This is a genomic window from Limnobaculum eriocheiris (assembly GCF_021010575.1).
Lineage (GTDB): Bacteria > Pseudomonadota > Gammaproteobacteria > Enterobacterales > Enterobacteriaceae > Limnobaculum > Limnobaculum eriocheiris.
The window spans coordinates 1-20121 of record NZ_JAJNAG010000053.1 but is presented as its reverse complement, the minus strand read 5'-3'; the positions used below and the strand labels follow the sequence as shown (position 1 = coordinate 20121).

The window sequence follows — 20121 nt, the reverse complement described above, 5'->3', positions numbered from 1 at the left end:
AAACTTCTGACATACTTGGTAAACAGGCATAGAGGTGATCTCATTGAATTGATAGCACAATCAGTAGATCACAAAACTCTATGCCTGTCTTTTTTTACCTGCTCATTACTGGGGATTCCTCAGCGCGAATGCGGGCTTTTGGTTAAATTCACACCCCTACCCACAACTCTCCCTTAAAATCCTCAAAATCGTCTCCGCCCCACTTCGGTTAGGGTTGATACGAATCATCCGTTTCTCCAGCGAAGCGTCGGACTGGCGGAAAGTGCCGGACACGCGATAGAACAGCGGCGGGATCTCAAATCGTGATTCGGCACCCACCGGATAAGGCAGCGCCCCCAGAGTTTGCGCTTTAGCCAGTACCTGTGCCGCAATCGGCTCATGAAATTCAACCAGCAAAACTTTAGACTGAGCATTAGCAATAAAAGCCTGCTTAACGGATTTCACTTCTCCCTGATTCAGGCGAGAAACGACCTCATCATTAACCATAGCCTGAACGGCATGAGTCACCGGAGCAAATACCATACCCCGTAGCACTTCCATCGCCTGAAAGCCCTGAATCTGACTGCCGCCTGAATACATACTGCCACGAACCTGCTCAATTTTGGCTTTATCGCCGGTAATTACGCCTACACCCGGAGGACCAAGCAACTTAAAGCAGGAAAAGGTAGATAACGTAGCACCCAGCTCACAACCGATATGTGCCACTTTCATCACCGCATAGTTGTCATCAATCAGCGTTGGAAGCTGGTAGTTATTCACCAGCGCAATCACCTCACCCAGATCATAACTGTCATCCATTTTTTGACGTGTATGCTGTATCAGGCAGGCAACGGGATGATGTGCAGCAATCGCCGCTTTAATCGCATCCGGCTGGTTAAAATCTGCTTTAACAATCCGAATCCCCATCTGATCGATAGAGACCTGCGTTGTTGGGTAAACCGGTGCCTCATGCACCAGCAACGTATCTCCCGGTTTGGTCAGCACGGCAAGACCGGCGCGTAGAGCCCCCGTCCCTGCCCCGCTGACAAACGCCGCAGCTTCTGCATTAAAAAAGTCAGCGATAACCTGCTCTACCCGATGCGTAATCAGAGGTTGGTTCAGGCCAGGTACCAATCCCAGATCCCCCTGCGTCAAAAAATCACTGCCGGGGAAATGACGACAGATAATGTCCACCAGCTTAAACTGCTGTTGCTGTGCCTGAAGCATCGTCATACTTTGCAAAGGGTAGGTTTTCATCGTTTTTACCTTAAATAATGACAGGTCAGCCTTAGCCTAATCCCATGATATAAATAATATTCGCCAGAATCCCTACCGCAATGGTAGCAATCGGACCAATCGCCATTTCAACCAGAGGACGTTTTGAGGTCTTATTCAGCAGATAGATACCTGCCACAATCATAAAGCCCATGCCCGGTAAAATAGCGTTTGAAGCAATCATTCCGCCAACCAACAGAGATATTTCCAGCATCCGGGTGATTGCGGTACGGATATGGTCACCACAGGCTTTAACCCCAGGGTATTTATCCAGCCAGATAGCAATCTTCGCCAGCAGCATGATCTCCATCAGCATAATCACACAGCCCGCAATAAAGGCAATCCACGGATTGTTGGTTGCCAGACCGGCAACGAAAACAAACTTCATTCCATCCGGGCTGTATACCCCGGTAGCAATGGCCGTCGTTCCCACCAGAGGTACAAAGCTGATGGCGCGTGCCAGTGCAACTAATAACGCACCATTTTGTTCACCCTGAGCCATCAGTTGCAACGATACCGGACCTTCGGCCAGCAGACTAAAGGACATGGTTGCCGCTACGGCGGTTAAACCACCGCTAAGTACCAATAGCCATTTGTTTTTCTGAATACGCTCAATACGGGAAGAGAACAGGCCAACCAGCATCTCATTAGCCCCTTTCTGATCGCCCGAAGTTTCCGGGGGGCGCTGCTTCATCGCAAAGTAGAACATCGCGATCATTGCAATCAGCAGAGCCGTTCCATTTGGATCCAGCTTAACCGGTTTCTCGATAAAGCCACCAAAGCTTAAAGTACCGATAGACTGCGTCGCCAGATAGCCAATTAGCGTAGCGACTAATACCCAAATACCTTTGCGGTAGCCATATTGATAGCCCACGACCACCGCCGGGAACAGAGAGAAGCAAACCACAATAGGGTCGCCAACTTTGCTCAGGTTGGTCATAAAGTTAACCGGCAACATGGCAAACAGTTCCACCACGGATTTCAGGCCAGTTAACAGCGCAACCGCATAAAGCGCACCAATAACACCGGATAACACAAAGCCTTTTTTACTGTTTGAACACCACACCCCGATAACGTCCGTACCCAGCAGCAGGCTGTGTACCAGAATAATCGGAGCCGTCAGTGAAAAAGGAATACCAAAACCGATAATCAGGCCAAAGCTCAGGGCGAAGCTGGTAGCGGCCAGCGCCTTACGGCTCATGCGCCCTTCCAGATGCTCCGGAATCAGCGGTCGTAATCCATCATGAAAAACCGCAATTCCTCTGTTGGCCATCATCGCAGAAATCGCACCTATTGCTGCCAAAAGTCCGGCCTTAACGGGGTCGACTTCAATAAGCCGCATTAAAAATTCCTGTACCATAACGATTTCCTTGATTAGGAGAAAATAGCTGAAATAATGACAGGAACAACGGCATCAATATCTTGTCCGGTAAAACCAAAAGCACTTTTACCGCCTTTCACATGGGCGATAATCTCTTCATCAGACAGGATTTTTCCCGGCATTCCAACGGTGACACAGCGGTCCATACCCGCAATGGCAATAGCCATGGCTAACGCACCGCCACCGCCGGTATTACAGGCACCAAGATAATAATCAACGGCCCCGCTTTTAAGAGCCATTGCCGCTTCAATATCGTTCATTACTACCACGGATGTGGCTCGGTCTCCGGCTAATGTACGGATGCTGTCAGCAATTTTTTCTTTTTCGATCTGTCCACCAACTACAAATTTCATGGTCTTATCCTTATATTCTTTTTTGGCTATCATTAAAAAAAGCAGCCGGGTTATCACGCAACATGAGATCTATCTCCTGCCGGGTAAACTCTGCTTTTTGCAACATGGGTACAAAGGTTGTTAAGAGGTAATCAAAACCGATACCGCCATTGCCTTTCAAATGTGAACGGCGGGTGATATCCATTGAAAGCATGACGCGATCGAGCATGCCTCGTGCTTTGACGGACTGAAGCATCTCAATGCGCTTGCTGTCCGGGTAGTAGTCATTCTTGCCAATAGTGTCGAACTGCACCCATGCCCCCTCATCAATCAAAGGCAGGATGGTGTCCAGATTGTCTTTCAGATCGCAGTGACCAATCACAATATGTTGAGGCTCAACGCCAAACTCCTTCAACAAGGCTAACTGCTCGCGCCCCATAGTGCTCAGAGTGGTATGGGTGGAAATGGGCCGCCCTGTCGCGTGGTGAGTAAGCGCTGCTGCTTCAAAAACTTTGCGTTCATCATCGGTGATCTGACCAAGGCTGGAGCCAATTTCAGCAATCACTCCTGCTTTAAGTGAAGTACCATCAATACCCTGTTCAATTTCACTCATCATTTCCCGGGCAATGTCTTCCACCCTCATGTTATGCAAAGATGAAGGATAAAATTTCTGCTGATAGTATCCCGTTGAAGCAACAACATTTATTTTGCTTTCAGCCATGATATCCAACAGAAACTGGGCATTGCGGCCCATATAACGATTGGTCACTTCAATGATATTGCGCACGCCAAGGGCGTACAGCTGCTTCATTTCATCCACCAGCAGTTGAAACTGGTCGAGGCGACAATCGATATTGTTTTTTGCTCCGGAGAGGTCAATGTGCAAATGCTCGTGGGCGTAGGTATAGCCTGAAGCATCAATATAATCTCTGGTTCTCATGGGTTACTCCTGAGCCTTAAGCAGCGGCAGAAACGACATCCCATTCTGTGGCGCCGGCGCATGGAAAAAATCACATACCGTTGCGCCCACATCGGATAATGTAGCCCGATGCCCCAGCTCAACCCCCGTTACTCCAGGACGATAAACCAGTAGCGGTACCTTCTCCCGGGTATGTTTGCTGTGGCCTATGGTAGGGTCATTGCCGTGATCCGCCATCACCACCAGACAATCTTCCGGCGTCATGATTTTTAATATCCCGGCAAGGTTGTTATCTACAACCATCAGACGATCCGCGTAACGCTCCACATTCTGGGCATGCCCCGACAGGTCCGTTTCCTGAATATTGGTGCAGATAAACCGGTCCCCCGGCTGCTTCATTGCTTCGAGGGTGATATCCATAATGGTTTGTGAATCAACCAGATTGATATAATTTATACCCTGAGGATTTTCGACAATATCGGCAACTTTACCGACCAGCGTGGTGGGAATATGGCAGCTCTGCAGTTTTGCCGGTACCTGCACCTGACTGTCCACACCGTAGCCCATATGAACAACCTGAAAACCCTTATCGTAGGCCCCTGATTTCGGTGCGTTAATGCCAATATAGACACCCAGCTTTTCTTCTGCTGCATCACTGATTTGCTGGCTTGATGCCATCAGCCCACCAAAGGCAATAACCCGGTCAACGCTGACGCAATCACGCACAATACGTCCAATCTTTTTCACCTCGTCAAAAGAGATTTCGGACAGATTGGCGGTAATATTAAATACCTGACCAAGGTCCGCCTCTAGGTTATCGCCAATAGCAACATGCTGATTAACCAGCAGATACTGTAACGTATCGCCAATTCGCTCGACCTGATAATTGGCCGCAAGCAGCGCCTTCCCGACTGCATCGATCACTTCAGAAAACGGGATTCTTAACGGGGTTTTTGGTTTAGTGCCAAGAATCTCCTGATGCCCCATAAAAGTATCACCGCCTTCATGTTGCAAATCGGCAGTACCAAAATTGGCATCCGCATTTGGCTGCATGATATTGGCGCTAAACCCCAGCGCATTAATAATTCCCAGCTTTTCTAACACCGGTAAACGTAAGTCGGATTTAGCCTGTAAAATATGCGCACAGGTATTGGCACCAATATCTTGCGGGCGAACCTGCGGCACATCATCCATGGTACCGACACCAAAACTATCAATAACCAATACCAGAAACTTAGCCATAGAAAGCCTCCTGTTTAAGCATTCCCTGGCTGGTATAAATGCCATCCAGCACGGGTCGCCCGGTTTGAATACCTGAAACTAAAGCAACATCACTACGGGTAACGAAGATCTGGGTGCGGAAACACATAACCACGCCACTGCCCACCGGATAGTGGCCTTTCAGAGGAATATGGTAGTCAATGCTTGAATCATCCAGCGGTAGCACCGGGGCAATCTGGACATTTGATGACGAGACAGATGAAGAGAAAACTAACCCCTTACTGGCATGACCACGGCGATAGTAACCACCGCCGAAGCAGTAGCTGAGGCCTGAGAACTGATGGGATACTTCTGTGATATACACCATAGCGATTCTTTCAGGCTCGGTACCATGCTGATTAGCAGGAATGGTGCCAGTTAATGCATGTCCGGGTTCGGTATGCGTCACGCCATATTCTGCCAGTAGTGGTAATGTGCTACAGCTGGTTGCCGAAGGTGCATTAAGCTGCTTAATACCAACCCCCATATCAGTGAGCCGGTTGTAAGTCGCCAACAGTGTTTGAAGATTCGGTGTAGGTAGCGTCTTCTGCTGCTGGTCGTTCCATAGCAAGCAAGGGAAATGGGTAAGTCCGGTAAGTTTGATGCCGGGCATCATCTGGATCTGCTGAACAATATTTTCAAGGTCATCCAGAATGAATCCCGCTTCCTGACCGGGGTAAAGCTGGTCGCTGTCGGCAATCACTTTAATCATGACAGGTTGGATCACACCGATAGATTGTGCCACCTTGCTAATCTGCCGTGCTTTTTCAAGGGAGAAAACGGTCATCACTTCAGGGCGCAGCCGCAATGTTTTTTCCACCAGCGCGTCCGGAGTCTGTACCAGATGTCCGACATGGCAAAGTGGGATCTGATGTTCACTTAACACTTCCGCTTCTCTGAAATCTACCGCCACCACTCCCCGATATCCCAATTCAATTAGTCGTTGGGCAAGAGTGGGATTACGGCCAATCTGCTTGGTCATCAGATAAAGCTCAATACCATAGTCATGGGCGGTTTTAAGCAGCTTACGCCCATTATCCAGCACCTGATCCACATCAATAACATAGGTATCGGGCAAAATGGTACCCTGACGCCAGAGGGCTACCGCCGCTTCAATCAGTTGGGGGTTCTGTTTTTTAAGTGCATCAACAAACATACATTTCCCTTAAATACGCGCTTAACAGCTTAAACATTCAAAAAAATGAATATTTAGATTGAAAAAATTAGCGATCGTTTGCAGCTAACATCAGGCTATAGAGATTAGCCAATAAATACCCCTCTTCGGATGGATCAATCGTCAGAGGAAAATGCTGAAGTAATGCCTTATGAATCACCAACAGTGATGGATAGTGCTCAGACTGCTGAACCTCTTCCAGAACTTCATTATCAATCGGGGTGATACTTTCACCGCGACGGGAGCGCATTAGTGCACTGGCCATATGGGTTAGTGCCATATTTCCCTGCTGATGACGTATCGAAATGTTCCACTGCTGCTCAAGGTCACTAATCACATTTAGCATGCCATCATGAATATCTTGATCAATAACGCCACCTTGTAAAAGGATAGCTAACCGCTGTTCCATATCACTTCTCTTTGTAAATTTTAATATCAATAAGTCGGCTCAATCTGCCCGAGTACTACCTGCTGTTGGTGCAGCAGCAAGGCATCACGATTAAGCATAGTATTCACCAGTTGCTGAATCTGCTTATCATCTTTACGCGTCAAAATCACCGCTTCAGATGCTTTATAACAAGACTCGCTGCCTGACAGCGCACTGGTTGTCAGACCCAGGGCCGCTAACGTTTCGCCCTGCCCCACATTCCAGATAGCCGCATCGATGTAGCCACTGACAATTTTGTTTAAACATTCGTGGTAGGAGACTTCCACAAATTCGATATCTCTACCGCCAACCCATTCTTCTGTCATGATTTTTTGGTCGGCAGATGTACTATCGATACCAATACGTCTGATATTCTGCTCCTGACCCTGACGAAAAATCAGCTTATGCTGTTCAGCATAAGTCTGCTGCCCCAGGGACAGAGCAATATAAATATTGCCCTGTTTTAAATGTTGTTCTGCCGCCAGTCGGGAAGTCACGGCCAGGTCGTAAATTCCGTTTTCCAGACATTCGACACGAATATCAGCACCCCGCATATGGGCAAAATAGAACGGCATATCAATAAACTGAGCTTTTAAACCGCTGGCAAGCCCTTCATACACCCGGGCGTAAGGCAACGGCATAGCACAAACCACATTATCGATATTGGCAAACTGCAACAGTTGCTTGTGATCGATAGTATCGATAAAGCTGCCGTTGCGACCACGCCGCACAACCTTCAGGGTACCCAGGCTTTCCAGATCTTTCAGTGCAGATTGCATCAGCCCAACGGATAACTCACACTCTCTGGCAAGTTCATCAATGGTTTTCAGACGACTTCCCGAATGTAAGGCCAGCAAATAACGAGCCAGAAAGGATTGAGCTATCCCCTCTTTTTTAATAAATGTTTTGCTCATAATTCTCTTAACCAAATCCACTACGCTATATCTTCATAAATTTGAAGATATCATGCAACGAAAGAAATAGTAAAAAGAGATTACTATCACAACAGTATAAATTTTGAATATTTAATTTGAAGTAACGCCATATTTTACATGGTATTACAAAGTGGTCATTTTCATTCTGAAGATAAAGAGTCTGATATTTTTCCACCGGTGATATTGCCAGCGGATTCAGAGAAATAAAAAAGGATGGGTCGCTATATTATTACCATTTCCAGTGCTTTCACCGGACAAATAAAAACACATTCACCACAACCATCGCACAGTTCAGTTTCAATAACCGGAGCACGACCATTTTGCCACTGAATGGCTTTTTTATCACAACGCCCTGAACAGCTATCACAATACATATAGCCATTCTGGCAGGCATGGCTCACCTTAGGTCGGGCATTAATATTAAACGAACCGCGTTGTAGAGCACCAACACCACAGGCCTGAATACAGCGATCGCAGCGGGTACAATAGTTAGAGATAAAATCCAGTTCCGGCAAAGAAGCATTAAGCACAATGAGAAATTCAGGACAGGCGGAAGCGCAATCACCGCAACCGGTGCATGTCCGCTGGAAAATCACCTCGTCAATCGATCCCGGAGGGCGAATCACTTCAGCTTTTTGGTGACTCACCTCAGGTAACTCAGGAACGGTCTGGGCACCTTTAAGCAGCCCACGCAGCAATCCCCGTCGGCTGACGGTTCGATGCTCCATATAGGCTTTGTAAAAGCGCTCATCCTTCATCAGAGATAAAGTTCCTTTGCTTCAACCGACAAATTAAGCTGTTGCTGAAGAGTATACAGATAGAGCCGGGTCATTTCTGCCAGTTGAGGATAAAAGGCGTGCTCAGTATCGCTTGACTGCACCAGCGACAGATAACGTTCCGCCCAAGGTAGCAAATGCTCACTCAGCAATTGCTGCGCAGCACTCTGCTTATCTGACTCTAACAGATAAGCAAAAGCCATCAGCATCAGGCCAAACTGATCTTCCGGCTCAGGGTTATCGGTGTCCGTTGCCATACCCTGTCGGGCGAGAAACTGCCGATATGCCAGCGTGGACTCCCCCATCAGGAGGTTTTCCTGCCCCAGATAAACAGAACCCCAGGGAGGCGCGGGCATCATTCCTACCCCTTCAAATAACATCGAATAATCATATTGTAAGGTTTCTGCTTCAAACTCAGCCAATCGTTGAGCCTGCTGGCGAACCAACTCTGGCTGCGTCCAGGGAAATAGCATTGCCAATTCAGGCAGTACCGCTATTAACTCCCCCTGAGGAGGATAATAGAAACAGGCGCCAAGAATTCGGGGAATAGCGGTATTCATTAACATAACAGATGGGCCTTTCTCGGTGTGGCATAACAGGCTGACCGGTTTCCCAGCCAGCCTGACATGATTACATGGCTATTGACCACAAATTATAAAACGCCACGCGGGAAGCCAATTCTCCGACCACCACACCGGCAGAACAAAGTGCCAGAACGGAACCTAATCCCTTGTGCTTGATCAGTACGATGATGGCAACCAACAACGCCAGAGCCAGACAGAAGGTCTGAATACCCCAAAACAGCGTCTGTTGGGAAGAGAGCGCAGGTTCTACCTGGGTAACAAAGCTCAGATAACCCGGTTTAACCACCAGACTAACAACTGCGCCAATTAACAGTGCAATTGCGCCAACCATGCGCACTCCAGCTAAAACAGCACAGGCACCGCCGCCAACCAACACTGTCAGCCACATTTGCTGTGCAGTGTAACCGGTATTCCAACTGCCAACGGTTTGCAGTTGATACACTTTGGTAATTGACCAGACGAAGGCCAGCCCAAGCAGAATAGCTGCCACGTTCAGTACGCTGGCGATCCCCACATTTTTCTTGATATAGCTGAAAAAGAGGGTACCGCAAGCCAGAGCAAAGAAAGCACCGCATAGCGCGATCTCATTACTCATTGGCGAGCGCCCTACTCCGGCCATCACGTTAAACATGCGGAAAATCTGGCCCAGATGGAAAATACTGCAAACCAAACCAATTGCCATTAGCACCAGCGCTAACAGGTTGGCACGTCTGAGCTGTTCCCAGTCGCTTAATTTGAGCTGATAGCTGATAAAAGCCAGCAAAAACAGCCCTACGGCGCTTTGCCCAAGTACGGTAAAAAATACCAGTGGTAACTCATGCATCTTACACCTCCGCCGGGTTCTGAATATGACCGGATGTATCACCACAAGGTTTCGCATCCCGATGGGCTTTAATCACCAGATTCGGTGAGGTCAGCGATGGATCCGGCAATGGCGCAACGCCGTTCTGATAACCATATTTTTCATGCAACACGCTGATTTCATCAAAGTCCAACGCGCGCTGAGGGCAAGATTCAACGCAGACAGGTTTCAACCCCTGACCCACGCGCGCATAGCAACCATCGCATTTGGCCATGACTTTCTTCGTCTCATCAAACTGCGGAGCGCCATAAGGGCAGCGCATTTCACAATAACGACAACCAACACAGATATCCTGATTAACTACCACCAGTCCATCTTCCGCACGCTTATGCATTGCGCCTGTTGGGCACCCTTCTACACAAGTTGGCTTGGAGCAGTGGTTACAGGCAATAGACAGGTAATAGTTGAACACATTTTGTGTCCACAGATTTCCCTGCTTAGACCAGCTACCGCCGCCAAACTCATAAACCCGACGCAGTTTTGGCCCTAACGGTAAATCCTTTTCATCTTTGCAGCTAATCTGGCAAGTTTTACAACCTGTGCACTTGGAGCTATCTACATAAAAACCATACTGTTTCATCACTATCTCCTTATGCGCGTTTTACTTCAACGAGGTTGGTATGTTGAGGGTTACCCTTAGCCAGTGGAGAAGGCCGTTGGGTGGTCAGGGTATTAATACACCCGCCCACATCTACCCCTTGCTCGTTGGTATTACGCCATGCTCCCTGCGGTACACCGATAACACCCGGTAAAATACGCTCGGTCACTTTGACAGCAATACGAATACGACCACGGTCGTTAAACACTTCAGCCATATCACCGTGATTTAACTTACGAGCACGCGCATCAATAGGGTTCATCCACATCATATGAGGAACCGCTTCACGCAGCATGGCGACAGAATAGTACGAAGAGTGTACGCGGCCTTTGTCATGGAAACCGGTCATCTGTAATGGGTACAGCTCTTGTACCGCCTTATCGCTAACCCCTTCAAAGGTTGGGCAGTATTCAGGCACAGCCGGGATACGGTCCCCTTCGGTCAGGTCCCAGGTAGAGGCGATCGTGGCTAAGGCTTCTGAGTAAATTTCAACTTTACCTGATGGCGTTTTCAGCGGATTGGCATGAGGATCATCACGGAACTCTTTCAGCGCAATGGATTTAGAACTGTCGGCCAGAACGCGGGCAACGATACCCTTATCATTAGTTTGTGCAAACTCAGGTAAGGTTGAATCTTTCTCGCGCATTTTGTTGTAGCAATATTCAATCCACTGCTCATGGGTGCGCCCTTCGGTAAACTGATCGCGAATACCCAGTTTTTGTGCCACTTCAGCCAGAACATCATAAGACTGACGGCATTCCCAAAGCGGCTCAATAGTATTCTGCAAACGAATACAATAGTTATAAGCACCGCTGGCATAGGAGTTGTTGATCAGATCGTTTGATTCAACGGAGGTCACATCCGGCAGCAACAGGTCAGCATACTTCGCGCTGGCGGTCATGTGGGTTTCCCAGACCAGAATGAATTCACACAGTGACTCATCCTTTAGGATTTCGTGGGTTTTATTCGCATCCGAGTGCTGGTTCATCATTACGTTACTGGCGTAGTTCCACATAAACTTAATGTTGGTTGCCAGCTTATCTTTATTTTTCACGTGCGCATTTTTTGCGGTCATTTCAGTGCCGCGGGTAATGGCATCGGTCCACATAAAGCAAGGAATAGCGGTTTTAATCGGATTAGGAATAGCAAATCCCGGCACTGAATAGGCTACGTTTCCGCCCCATGAACCGCTGTTAGTCCCGGAGCGACCAATGTGCCCGGTCATTAATGGGATCATCATAATAGAGCGGGAAGCCTGTTCACCATTGGCGGTACGCTGGAGTCCCCAACCCTGAGAGATCCAGGCGGCCTTGGCCGAGCCAATTTCACGAGCCAGTTGAATAATGCGGGTTGGTGAAATACCGGTGATTTCACTTGCCCACTCTGGCGTCTTGGCTATGTTATCCGGGCCGTTACCTAGCAGATAATCTTTATAAGAACCATTTTTTGGTGCCGATTCAGGCAGAGTGCTTTCATCCCAACCAACACAATAAGTCTTCAGGAACTCTTCATTGGTGAGATTTTCTTTAATCAGGGTATAACCAATAGCCGCTACCAGTGCGCTATCGGTGCCCGGATAGATAGGGATCCATTCGGCATCCAGTGTAGTCACGCTGTCGGTCATACGTGGATCGATAATGATCACTCGCGCATGGCTTTGCTTCAGCGCATTCAGCGTTTCATAAAACTGACCACCGCCAGACATACGGGTTTCCGCCAGATTATGGCCAAACATCACCACCAGATCGGAGTTTTTAATTTCCAGCAACAGCGTTTCTGGCAGGCCACCATACACATATGGCATGACGGTGTTGATTTGTGCCGTAGAGTAAGTGCCGTGCTGATCGAGGAAGCCGCCGTATAAATTGAGCATACGCTTACAGGCGTTACGCCCTTGCAGGTTAGCACCCGTTGAGCCGGAACCATACTGATAATAGATCGCCTCATTACCATATTTTTCAACGGTATACTTTAGCTTCTCCGCCAGAATGGTTGTGGCTTCATCCCAACTAATACGTTTGAATTTTCCTTCACCTCTGGCTCCGGTACGTAACATTGGGTACTTAACCCGGTCAGGGTTATAGGTTTTCCAGCGTACCGAACGCCCGCGCAAACACGGACGAATTTGATGCTCACCATAGGTGGAATCATCAAAATCAGTTTCGCTGGCAATTTTGGTAATAATGCCATCTTTAACATGCACCTTCAGTGGGCAACGGCTACCGCAGTTGACCAGACAAGCGCTGTATTTAATGGTTTCTGCTGATGCTGCCTCGGGTGCAGCAACGACCGTAGTAGTAAATGGCAAGGTTAGTGACCCCGCCACTGCGGCTGCACCGGTGGCAACCACGGAAGTTTTAATAAACTCCCGCCGCGACACCTCGCCGGGGTGCGCTGTTTTTTTGCTCTGCATCGACATTACCCTCATGGTAACAATATAAAGAATATTTAGGACGTTTATTATTATGAAGAGTGATAATACGATTACTTGAGAAAGGACTTTACTGATCTACATCAATAGCGTCCCCCAAATTGATTACGCCGTCTCATTACAAATATTGATGTGGTTGTTTAAATTAAAATTAATTAACGCACTTAATATTGAATACGCACAAATCATTCAACTTATGCTGAATACCTGAAATTAATATCTGTAGAAAATCGAAAATGAACTTTACTTACCTCAGGGTAAAAAATGCTGCTATTTGATACCCTGAATAGATGGCGGACAGTATTAACACCAGGCCAGAAGCCATTACGCCTTATTCCCGATACAAGAGTGGTAAATGAATAGAAAGCATTAATAATGTGTAGCTAAAGGTAAATTAAATATTCACATATGGTTAAATCATCAAAACCGATTAAAGCTATGACTGGCGACTTCATTGGTAGAAATTCACCTATACTTCAGCAGGAAATCTCTGTTTATCAAAAACAGAATTAGTGATATTTCTTTATCCATAACCTTTCGCTGCGAGAATAACTATGCCACTACTTGAACATCTTATCGAAGGTATCCAGCGAAAAAAGGAAGACGTTTTTCTGCAATACGGCAAAGTTTCAAACGATAAAATGCTAGTCGTGATACGTAAAGACGATATGCATGAACTGTTCAGGATGCGTTATAACAATAAAAACTCTCCCTATCTCAGCATAACACCGAGCTATATGCTTAAATTAATGGACATTAAAATCGTTACCGCTCCCGAAGAGGTGCTGAAAGGAAAGTTATTTCTCCTTACCATGATTGTTTAAAATATATTCATTTTTACCGGAACGTTTTAGTGGGATGAGTGGTCATTAATATAACAGGGAATATTGACAGCTATCGTTGAACATAATGAGCCACAGATTTCCGGGGATGAGAACAATCCTCAGGATGACGAAATCGTGCCAGAAAACCAATAATCAGCGCATCAAACAGATGCCTGATAATTAATGACAAAACAGATAGATCGGTACAAAGAGACATCCCGGCCATAATAACAATGCGCCCGGCCGGAATATCATCTGTATTTAGCTTCAAAGTACGTCGGGCCTGACCCGACGATGAGTTATTTACCTTTAGGCTCCATCAACTCCCGGGCCAGTCTCAGTACTACCAGCGCCAGTCCGGCAACGCCAATAATCAACAATCCCCACAATAACCAGGTTTGCCACTGCTGCGCGCGCTCTACCGGAGAGGTCGCCGTCAGGCGTTCTTCGCCCCCCAGCACGATGGCACTACCGGCGTAAGCCTGCGGTAGCCCTTGCAGTCCGTTTGGCTGCATTTCCGAGGTGGGAATTAATTGATTAACGCCAATGGTCGCTTCAGCACCCTGATTCGCCCCCCATGCCAGTAAATATGGAGGATTACCCTGACCGTTAAACAGCACATCGACTCGTTCCCGTTGAGCAACAGCTTTAGGTAAGGTATCACCCCAGTTACCGTTTACCGCCTTAACCCGTAGCCCCTGAACCAACAGATGATTCATTGCCAAAGGTTCTGAAGTACGGTATCCGGTATCACCATGAATTTGATATACCACTGCCGTTGTCAGAGGCCGCCATTTATCCTGCTCACTGCTGCGATACTCGATATTAACGGGCAACACCGTATTACTTTGTTCAGGCACAATAGAAAGGGATGACAGTGGCTGAGGACGCGGTAATTGATATATTGCTTCGGTTTTTGATACCGTTTCAGGCTTAAACGTCAGCTCAATAGTTTCAACCGCCGTACTCCGGGTAATAACAATCCCCTGAGCCTTGGAAATAGCAGGGATCGCGATCTTTTCATCACTGTTTATCACCAAAAGCCAATAACGGGCACGTCGGCTATTGTAGTTATCATCAATATCAATATTATTCAGCAACAGACGATCGCTGCCGGAAGTTAAATCCATCAGCGGCGCATTATCGGCCTGTTTTCTCCAGTCTTTCAGATCGCTGCTGCTATACAAAGTTACCTTTGCCTGCCAGTTAGCATTACTTTGAGTCCAATCCAGCATAATTTGGTTAAACCCAACGTCTTCGGACTTATCTTTATCCTGATTCAGTTCTAATAAATAAGTCGCTTCCGGCTTACGCTCCCCATCCTGATAAAGTTTTACCTCAACACCACTGGCGGACTTAAAAGTAAAGGCTTCTCTGTCTTCCTGCTGATTCTCATTTGGCTTACTCGCCGACATTTGCATCGGGAAAATGCGTAACGGAATATTTTGTTGTTCGGTAGTGTCATTATCTATTTGTGATAACGCAAAAGTGACCGGTTGCCCCGAGCTGTTAAATACCCGAACATCCCGCAAATCAGGATAAACCGTATCAAGATAGACCTCTTCCGGCAGCGTTAAGCGATAAAAAGGGGATGGTGCAGAAACTTCCAGTTCGGCTCCCTTATAGAAATCCTTTGGCGTTAACTCGGTGTCATCAGCCTGAGCCAACGGTATTACCGATATGCACAGGCCACATAGTGCAGCGCGCAAAGCAAAAGGGAATTTTTTTATTTTTATTAACGACATCATGTCTTTGGCTCCTGCTTAAGCGGCTGACGGGGAGGTAACGGGGAAAAATATCCCACAACTAACAGCAAGACTGCAACACCCAGGAATGCAATAGCGCGGGCTAAACCACCGCCTTTTGCACTATCCACCAGGAATAATTTTAAGATCACCACGCCCAGTAAGGCAGCACCAATAAACCAGATAACTCGCCGTCCGGTACGGGCAGAGAATACCATGCAAATCAGTGCAATAAGCGTCCAGACGATGGCAAAAGTGGTATGAATCATACGTGATGCCCACAGCGCATCAAACCACCAGGCGATATCGGCATAGTAAGCCAGTACCCGCAGCAGGATGCCATTAAACCACCAAAACGCCAGACCCCAACCCACTAACGGAATAATGGCGTCCAGTTGGATGGCATGCGGCTTCAGAATCACGCTAATACGACGGAGCCAGATAACCAGCATTAAAATACCAAACATCGCCGCTTCTTCCAGTGGGTTAACCAATGGAATATAACGCCAGTTCACCATCTGCCCATCCATCATATTGCCGGTTAGCAACATAACGCCAGCCGCAGCCATCAATGGAATAGTACCCAGCCAGTAGACATTAGCATGCGCCTTAACCGGCCAGTACTGGCGACGATCGGCGACCCACAGCAGCAAAATAACCAATGACAGGCTGCACATTTGCAGATAGAAACGCCATTCGTTCATTCCCCAAGCTATTTGAGCCATACGCCAGTAGACCTCGCTACCCAGCCAGATCAGTACCAACCAGAAGAGCGCCAGATGAGCCAGCTTTTCTGCATTGCCTTTCAGCAGTTGAGGCGCATCGCGGTACAACAGGAAGAGCGCCGTAGCAACCACCAGCAGCCAAACCAGATTCCACCATCCTAACGCCGTTGGTAACGGATCGTCACTAAGTTGCAGGAACAGCGCCATTACCGCCGCTGGCCACAATAACCAAACAGATTGTTTAAGCTCAGGCCAGATCAGGCGATTTCCGGCAAGACGCCATATCCAGACGGATATACTTAACCCGGACAGTGCCAACAGCATAGGTTCCAGACTATAAGTTCTGGTATAGAACCTTAGCGGTAATTCCATCAACCACCAGCACCAAAGCACGATGCCGACCGCCAGCATCGCCAAACCGATCTCCTTCCAGGCATCAGACTCTGGCTTAAAGTGACGCCATAAGGCCCCTCCGGCAATAAAGCACAAAAACAGTACCGGTAAGACAAACAGTAAAGAGATATCCCAACGATAGTCCTGATAAGCGACCAGTTGAGCACCCAACGCCAGTACCAGCAGCGCACTACCGCTCCAACTCAAGCGGCGCTGATGTTGTAACAGACCAAACCACAAAATACCCAGACCTTCCACCGCCCATGCCAGCGCGGTCCATTGGGCAGAAAGCGCCAGAGGAATGGCCAGCGTAACAAAGCTACCCCCCAGTGCCAGATACCCCAGAGCGATGCGTTTACCTTCCTGTGGGAAACGACGCAGCGTGCCCCAGGTGATCACCAGATAAATCAGGCCAAAACCCAATGCGGAGAACGCCGGACCAAATTGCCACTGTTCCGTCATTGCATATTGCAGAGCAAAACCAATCAGCGGAGGGCCAAATAACAGCGTTCCATCTACCGCCATATGCTGTTGAAGTCGGTTTTTCACCGCAAACAGCTCCGCCAGCAAGCTAAACAGAACCAGATTGGCAATCAGGAATAGCTGGCAGGAGAGATAATCTTCCGGCTGGTAATGCTCAACACCCCACATAATGGCTACGCCAAACGTGAAGACAAAGCCCAGCAGGTTAAGCACTCGCCACGATTGCCAGATACTGATAAACAGAATGCCGCTGGAAATCAGTAAATAGTAAGAGAACAATCCGATATGGTTGGCACTTCCGGTAGAGAGCAGTATTGGCGACAGATAACCACCAATACTGGCGAGCATGGCAAGACTCAATGCCCGTTGCAACACGGCCAGCGCCACACTGGCGGCGCAAATCACCAGCATCAATACAAAGGCAAAAGTATGGGGTAACAGCTGATAAATTCGGAAAGCGGCAAATACCGTCAGGTATAACGCACCTACAGCACCGCCCTGCAATATCAGGGCATACAAAGACTGTTTATGACGCAAACGCCAGCCTAGAGCTAACAGCACCACACTGATTAATGCAGAGCTGGCAAGGCGCAATTCAATCGGGAACATATCCCGCTCAATGGTATATTTCAGCAGGTAGGCAATACCAAAAAACAGCAGCAGAATACCTAATTTTGCCACCGGATTGCCTTTTACCAGCCAGGAGATGATGCCAGAGAAGATATCTGAGCCTTCATTTTGTTGAACAGGAGGTTTGGGCTGAGTTTGGGGCAATACGGGTTTCGGTGTTACAACAGCTTTTGCCGTTGCAACGCTCACCGATGATGACTGATCCGTTGCTGGCTTCACCACGGAAACCGATATCGCCGGAACAGGTTCAGCTGGTTTGGGTGGAAGATTAACGGGTTCGAGATCGCTTTTTGCTGCCATCGCCGGTGGCGCAAGCGGAACGGGTTCATCCGCTACAGGAGGTATAACCTGTTCTGGTAATTTTTGTGATATCGCCGGCTCGACTTTCGTCTCCTGAGCACCAGACCGCCTGACGGGAATATCTTCCAACTGGTTAAGCTGTTTTTGCAACGACTCAACCTGCTTTTTCAGCTGGCTTACTTCGTCTCTGGCATTGCGGCTACGGCTCATAGCCACCAGCGCCATAATGGGTGATGCCAGCACAGCGATAAGAATGATTAAACCAAGGAATATCAACTCATCCATTATCGATTCATCCTGAATAGAGGGTAAACCAGTTTCACAGGAATACGCTTTATCGTCTACTGTGGAACAACAAATTCTTCCCTTACTACGCTATTTTTCTTCTGATTTAGCGATAAATTGATCCGTTACTCATCAGAAGAATGGTTAAAGCCGCCTTCTGGTACCCCTTCGCGCCAGTAATTTACCAGATAGTATTCATCGCGCTGTAATTGCATCTTATCTTTAATTGCCCGGCGCAATCCCTTTGCTAAATCGCACTCCATTCCGCCCCAAATAAGAGGAGATACACCTTCAGGGATCTGAACCGAAGAAACAGCATCATATTCAGGGGTCAAATGGCTTTCTGTGCCCTGCGTTTAGGTAAACTCACCAATACCAGCGCCAGCACAACACAACACAAATAATACCTGCGGTTTCTGCGCCATTAGGGCGCTCACCCAGCAGCCACCATGATAAAAGTGCACTACAAACGGGAACCGCCAATGTGCCTAAACCGGCAACAGATGCCGGTAAATGTTTCAAAATAAACATCCACAGTACCCAGGCAACTGCCGTTGCCAGAACCGCATTATATAACAAACCGCCCCACAGATAAGGATGCCAGATAATTGGCTTAGAAGGGACAAACAGAGCAATAACCGCTAATACAATAGCTCCCATCACCATTTGCCAGGTGGTGAGCGATAGCAGATCGGTTGGCGTCCGAAGATACAAACGCTTGGCAATGATCACACTGGCCCCCCAGCAGAAGCCTGACAGCAATGCCAATATGGAGGCCAGCATCGAGCCATTATTATTCCACGGCTGCAAAATCAGAATCATGCCGCAAACGGCTATTGCCGTCGCCCAGTACTGCAATTTAGCCAGACGTTCATTTAAAAACAGCGCCGCCAGTAAAATGACCCAAAACGGCATGGTATAGGCCAGAATAGCGACTTTCCCTGCACCACCGGTGATTAAGGCCCATTGGGAAAAACCAACCATTCCAACCGTCTGTAATACGCCAATGATAAAGGTAGTACCCAGCGGCGGTGGTTTCATTCCCCGATTACGCAGTTTAAGTACCAGTAAGAGCAGCGCAGCACCCAACGCACAACGTATAGCGGCGAAATCAAATGGGCCGATATAAACCAGCAGGGTTTTCATCACGATCCAGCTGTAACTCCAAATACAGGTAATACAGACTAATGCGATAACGGCCGAGAGATTGAGTTTCAAGATGGTTACACCACAGAGAGAGATCACAACACCGGCTCAATAATGATAAAACCGGAAAATAGTGCCCTGATTCCCCTGGTGAGGTTAACCTGTGGTTGTAAATAATGAGTTCACGCGGAATCATTAAGCAATCGCAGGATCAAGGTCGGTGTATTATCGGCTAAAGTCGGGGGAAGGCAAGCAGAGAAACCTATCAAAAAAATTTCCTTTAACATCCCGTTATTTCAGCGATTAAGCACTCTAAATGCAGCATGTCTGACACTATATCTACGCTATCATCCCCCTTATGCTATGGCGATATAGGGTTATTCTCATTGATGAACCCATATTTAACCGACGATTTTTACCTAATATGATAAATTTTTTGCTTCTCAGCGCTCAGATTAATCTGTTATAACTATCAATCTGGATACAGAAACAGACCTCTCTTATTCTGGATATCTTTCACCCAATGGAGCTAATAATGCCTTCTCATAAAGAACTCGCTAACGCTATTCGCGCCCTCAGTATGGACGCCGTACAAAAGGCCAAATCAGGCCATCCGGGAGCCCCGATGGGCATGGCCGATATCGCGGAAGTTCTGTG

General features: G+C 47.7%; 19 protein-coding genes. 2 read left to right on the top strand and 17 right to left on the bottom strand.

The genetic code is table 11. The annotated features are described in order from the left end of the window. Positions 1 to 156: 156 nt before the first annotated feature. The 13 genes from LPW36_RS15775 to LPW36_RS15715 form a co-directional block, all read right to left on the bottom strand. A complete protein-coding gene (locus tag LPW36_RS15775; protein WP_230611267.1) occupies positions 157 to 1236 on the bottom strand; it encodes an aminotransferase class V-fold PLP-dependent enzyme in 1080 nt (359 codons plus the stop codon). A 31-nt stretch (positions 1237 to 1267) separates the two neighbouring features. Continuing rightward, complete coding sequence (locus LPW36_RS15770) at positions 1268 to 2614, bottom strand: YhfT family protein (protein WP_230611264.1); 1347 nt, start codon at positions 2612 to 2614, stop codon at positions 1268 to 1270. A gap of 14 nt (positions 2615 to 2628) precedes the next feature. After that, positions 2629 to 2988 (bottom strand): DUF2620 domain-containing protein, encoded by a 360-nt coding sequence (locus LPW36_RS15765; RefSeq protein WP_230611262.1) that lies wholly within the window; start codon positions 2986 to 2988, stop codon positions 2629 to 2631. A 10-nt stretch (positions 2989 to 2998) separates the two neighbouring features. Next, positions 2999 to 3907: a phosphotriesterase-related protein gene (locus LPW36_RS15760; RefSeq protein WP_230611259.1), complete on the bottom strand. Its 909-nt coding sequence runs from the start codon at positions 3905 to 3907 to the stop codon at positions 2999 to 3001. A gap of 3 nt (positions 3908 to 3910) precedes the next feature. Beyond that, positions 3911 to 5128 carry a phosphopentomutase gene (locus LPW36_RS15755; RefSeq protein ID WP_230611256.1) on the bottom strand — a complete coding sequence of 406 codons (1218 nt, stop codon included), beginning with the start codon at positions 5126 to 5128 and terminating at the stop codon, positions 3911 to 3913. Further along, on the bottom strand, positions 5121 to 6302 hold the full coding sequence (locus LPW36_RS15750; protein ID WP_230611252.1) for a YhfX family PLP-dependent enzyme: 1182 nt from the start codon (positions 6300 to 6302) through the stop codon (positions 5121 to 5123). The genes LPW36_RS15755 and LPW36_RS15750 overlap by 8 nt, the downstream gene beginning before the upstream one ends. Positions 6303 to 6369: 67 nt before the next feature. Then, complete coding sequence (locus tag LPW36_RS15745; protein WP_230611249.1) at positions 6370 to 6729, bottom strand: PRD domain-containing protein; 360 nt, start codon at positions 6727 to 6729, stop codon at positions 6370 to 6372. Between the two features lie 26 nt (positions 6730 to 6755). After that, on the bottom strand, positions 6756 to 7661 hold the full coding sequence (yhfZ, locus tag LPW36_RS15740; RefSeq protein WP_230611247.1) for a GntR family transcriptional regulator YhfZ: 906 nt from the start codon (positions 7659 to 7661) through the stop codon (positions 6756 to 6758). 242 nt (positions 7662 to 7903) lie between these two features. Further along, positions 7904 to 8440, bottom strand: a complete 537-nt coding sequence (locus LPW36_RS15735; RefSeq protein ID WP_230611243.1) for a 4Fe-4S binding protein — start codon at positions 8438 to 8440, stop codon at positions 7904 to 7906. Next, the gene (locus LPW36_RS15730) at positions 8440 to 9024 is read right to left on the bottom strand and encodes a molecular chaperone TorD family protein (RefSeq protein WP_230611241.1); all 585 of its coding nucleotides are present in this window, start codon (positions 9022 to 9024) and stop codon (positions 8440 to 8442) included. Before LPW36_RS15730 ends, LPW36_RS15735 begins: the two co-directional genes overlap by 1 nt. Positions 9025 to 9088: 64 nt before the next feature. Further along, positions 9089 to 9865: a dimethyl sulfoxide reductase anchor subunit family protein gene (locus LPW36_RS15725; RefSeq protein ID WP_230611238.1), complete on the bottom strand. Its 777-nt coding sequence runs from the start codon at positions 9863 to 9865 to the stop codon at positions 9089 to 9091. Position 9866: 1 nt separating this feature from the next. After that, positions 9867 to 10484, bottom strand: a complete 618-nt coding sequence (locus LPW36_RS15720; RefSeq protein ID WP_230611235.1) for a DMSO/selenate family reductase complex B subunit — start codon at positions 10482 to 10484, stop codon at positions 9867 to 9869. A 10-nt stretch (positions 10485 to 10494) separates the two neighbouring features. Beyond that, positions 10495 to 12915 carry a DMSO/selenate family reductase complex A subunit gene (locus LPW36_RS15715; protein ID WP_230611233.1) on the bottom strand — a complete coding sequence of 807 codons (2421 nt, stop codon included), beginning with the start codon at positions 12913 to 12915 and terminating at the stop codon, positions 10495 to 10497. A 572-nt stretch (positions 12916 to 13487) separates the two neighbouring features. Between LPW36_RS15715 and LPW36_RS15710 the strand changes: the two genes are divergently transcribed. Further along, complete coding sequence (locus LPW36_RS15710; RefSeq protein ID WP_230611230.1) at positions 13488 to 13757, top strand: hypothetical protein; 270 nt, start codon at positions 13488 to 13490, stop codon at positions 13755 to 13757. A 299-nt stretch (positions 13758 to 14056) separates the two neighbouring features. On the opposite strand, the gene LPW36_RS15705 is transcribed toward LPW36_RS15710, so the two are convergent. The 4 genes from LPW36_RS15705 to LPW36_RS15690 form a co-directional block, all read right to left on the bottom strand. Further along, positions 14057 to 15505: a DUF3999 domain-containing protein gene (locus LPW36_RS15705; protein ID WP_230611227.1), complete on the bottom strand. Its 1449-nt coding sequence runs from the start codon at positions 15503 to 15505 to the stop codon at positions 14057 to 14059. Next, on the bottom strand, positions 15502 to 18318 hold the full coding sequence (locus LPW36_RS15700; RefSeq protein WP_230611224.1) for a DUF2339 domain-containing protein: 2817 nt from the start codon (positions 18316 to 18318) through the stop codon (positions 15502 to 15504). Before LPW36_RS15700 ends, LPW36_RS15705 begins: the two co-directional genes overlap by 4 nt. Positions 18319 to 18443: 125 nt before the next feature. After that, positions 18444 to 18653, bottom strand: coding sequence for a siderophore-interacting protein (locus LPW36_RS15695; RefSeq protein ID WP_230611221.1), 210 nt, complete (start codon positions 18651 to 18653; stop codon positions 18444 to 18446). A 31-nt stretch (positions 18654 to 18684) separates the two neighbouring features. Continuing rightward, positions 18685 to 19536, bottom strand: a complete 852-nt coding sequence (locus tag LPW36_RS15690) for a DMT family transporter (RefSeq protein WP_420844802.1) — start codon at positions 19534 to 19536, stop codon at positions 18685 to 18687. Positions 19537 to 19999: 463 nt separating this feature from the next. Between LPW36_RS15690 and LPW36_RS15685 the strand changes: the two genes are divergently transcribed. Further along, the coding region (locus LPW36_RS15685) for a hypothetical protein (protein WP_230610884.1) at positions 20000 to 20121 on the top strand (122 nt) is incomplete at its 3' end.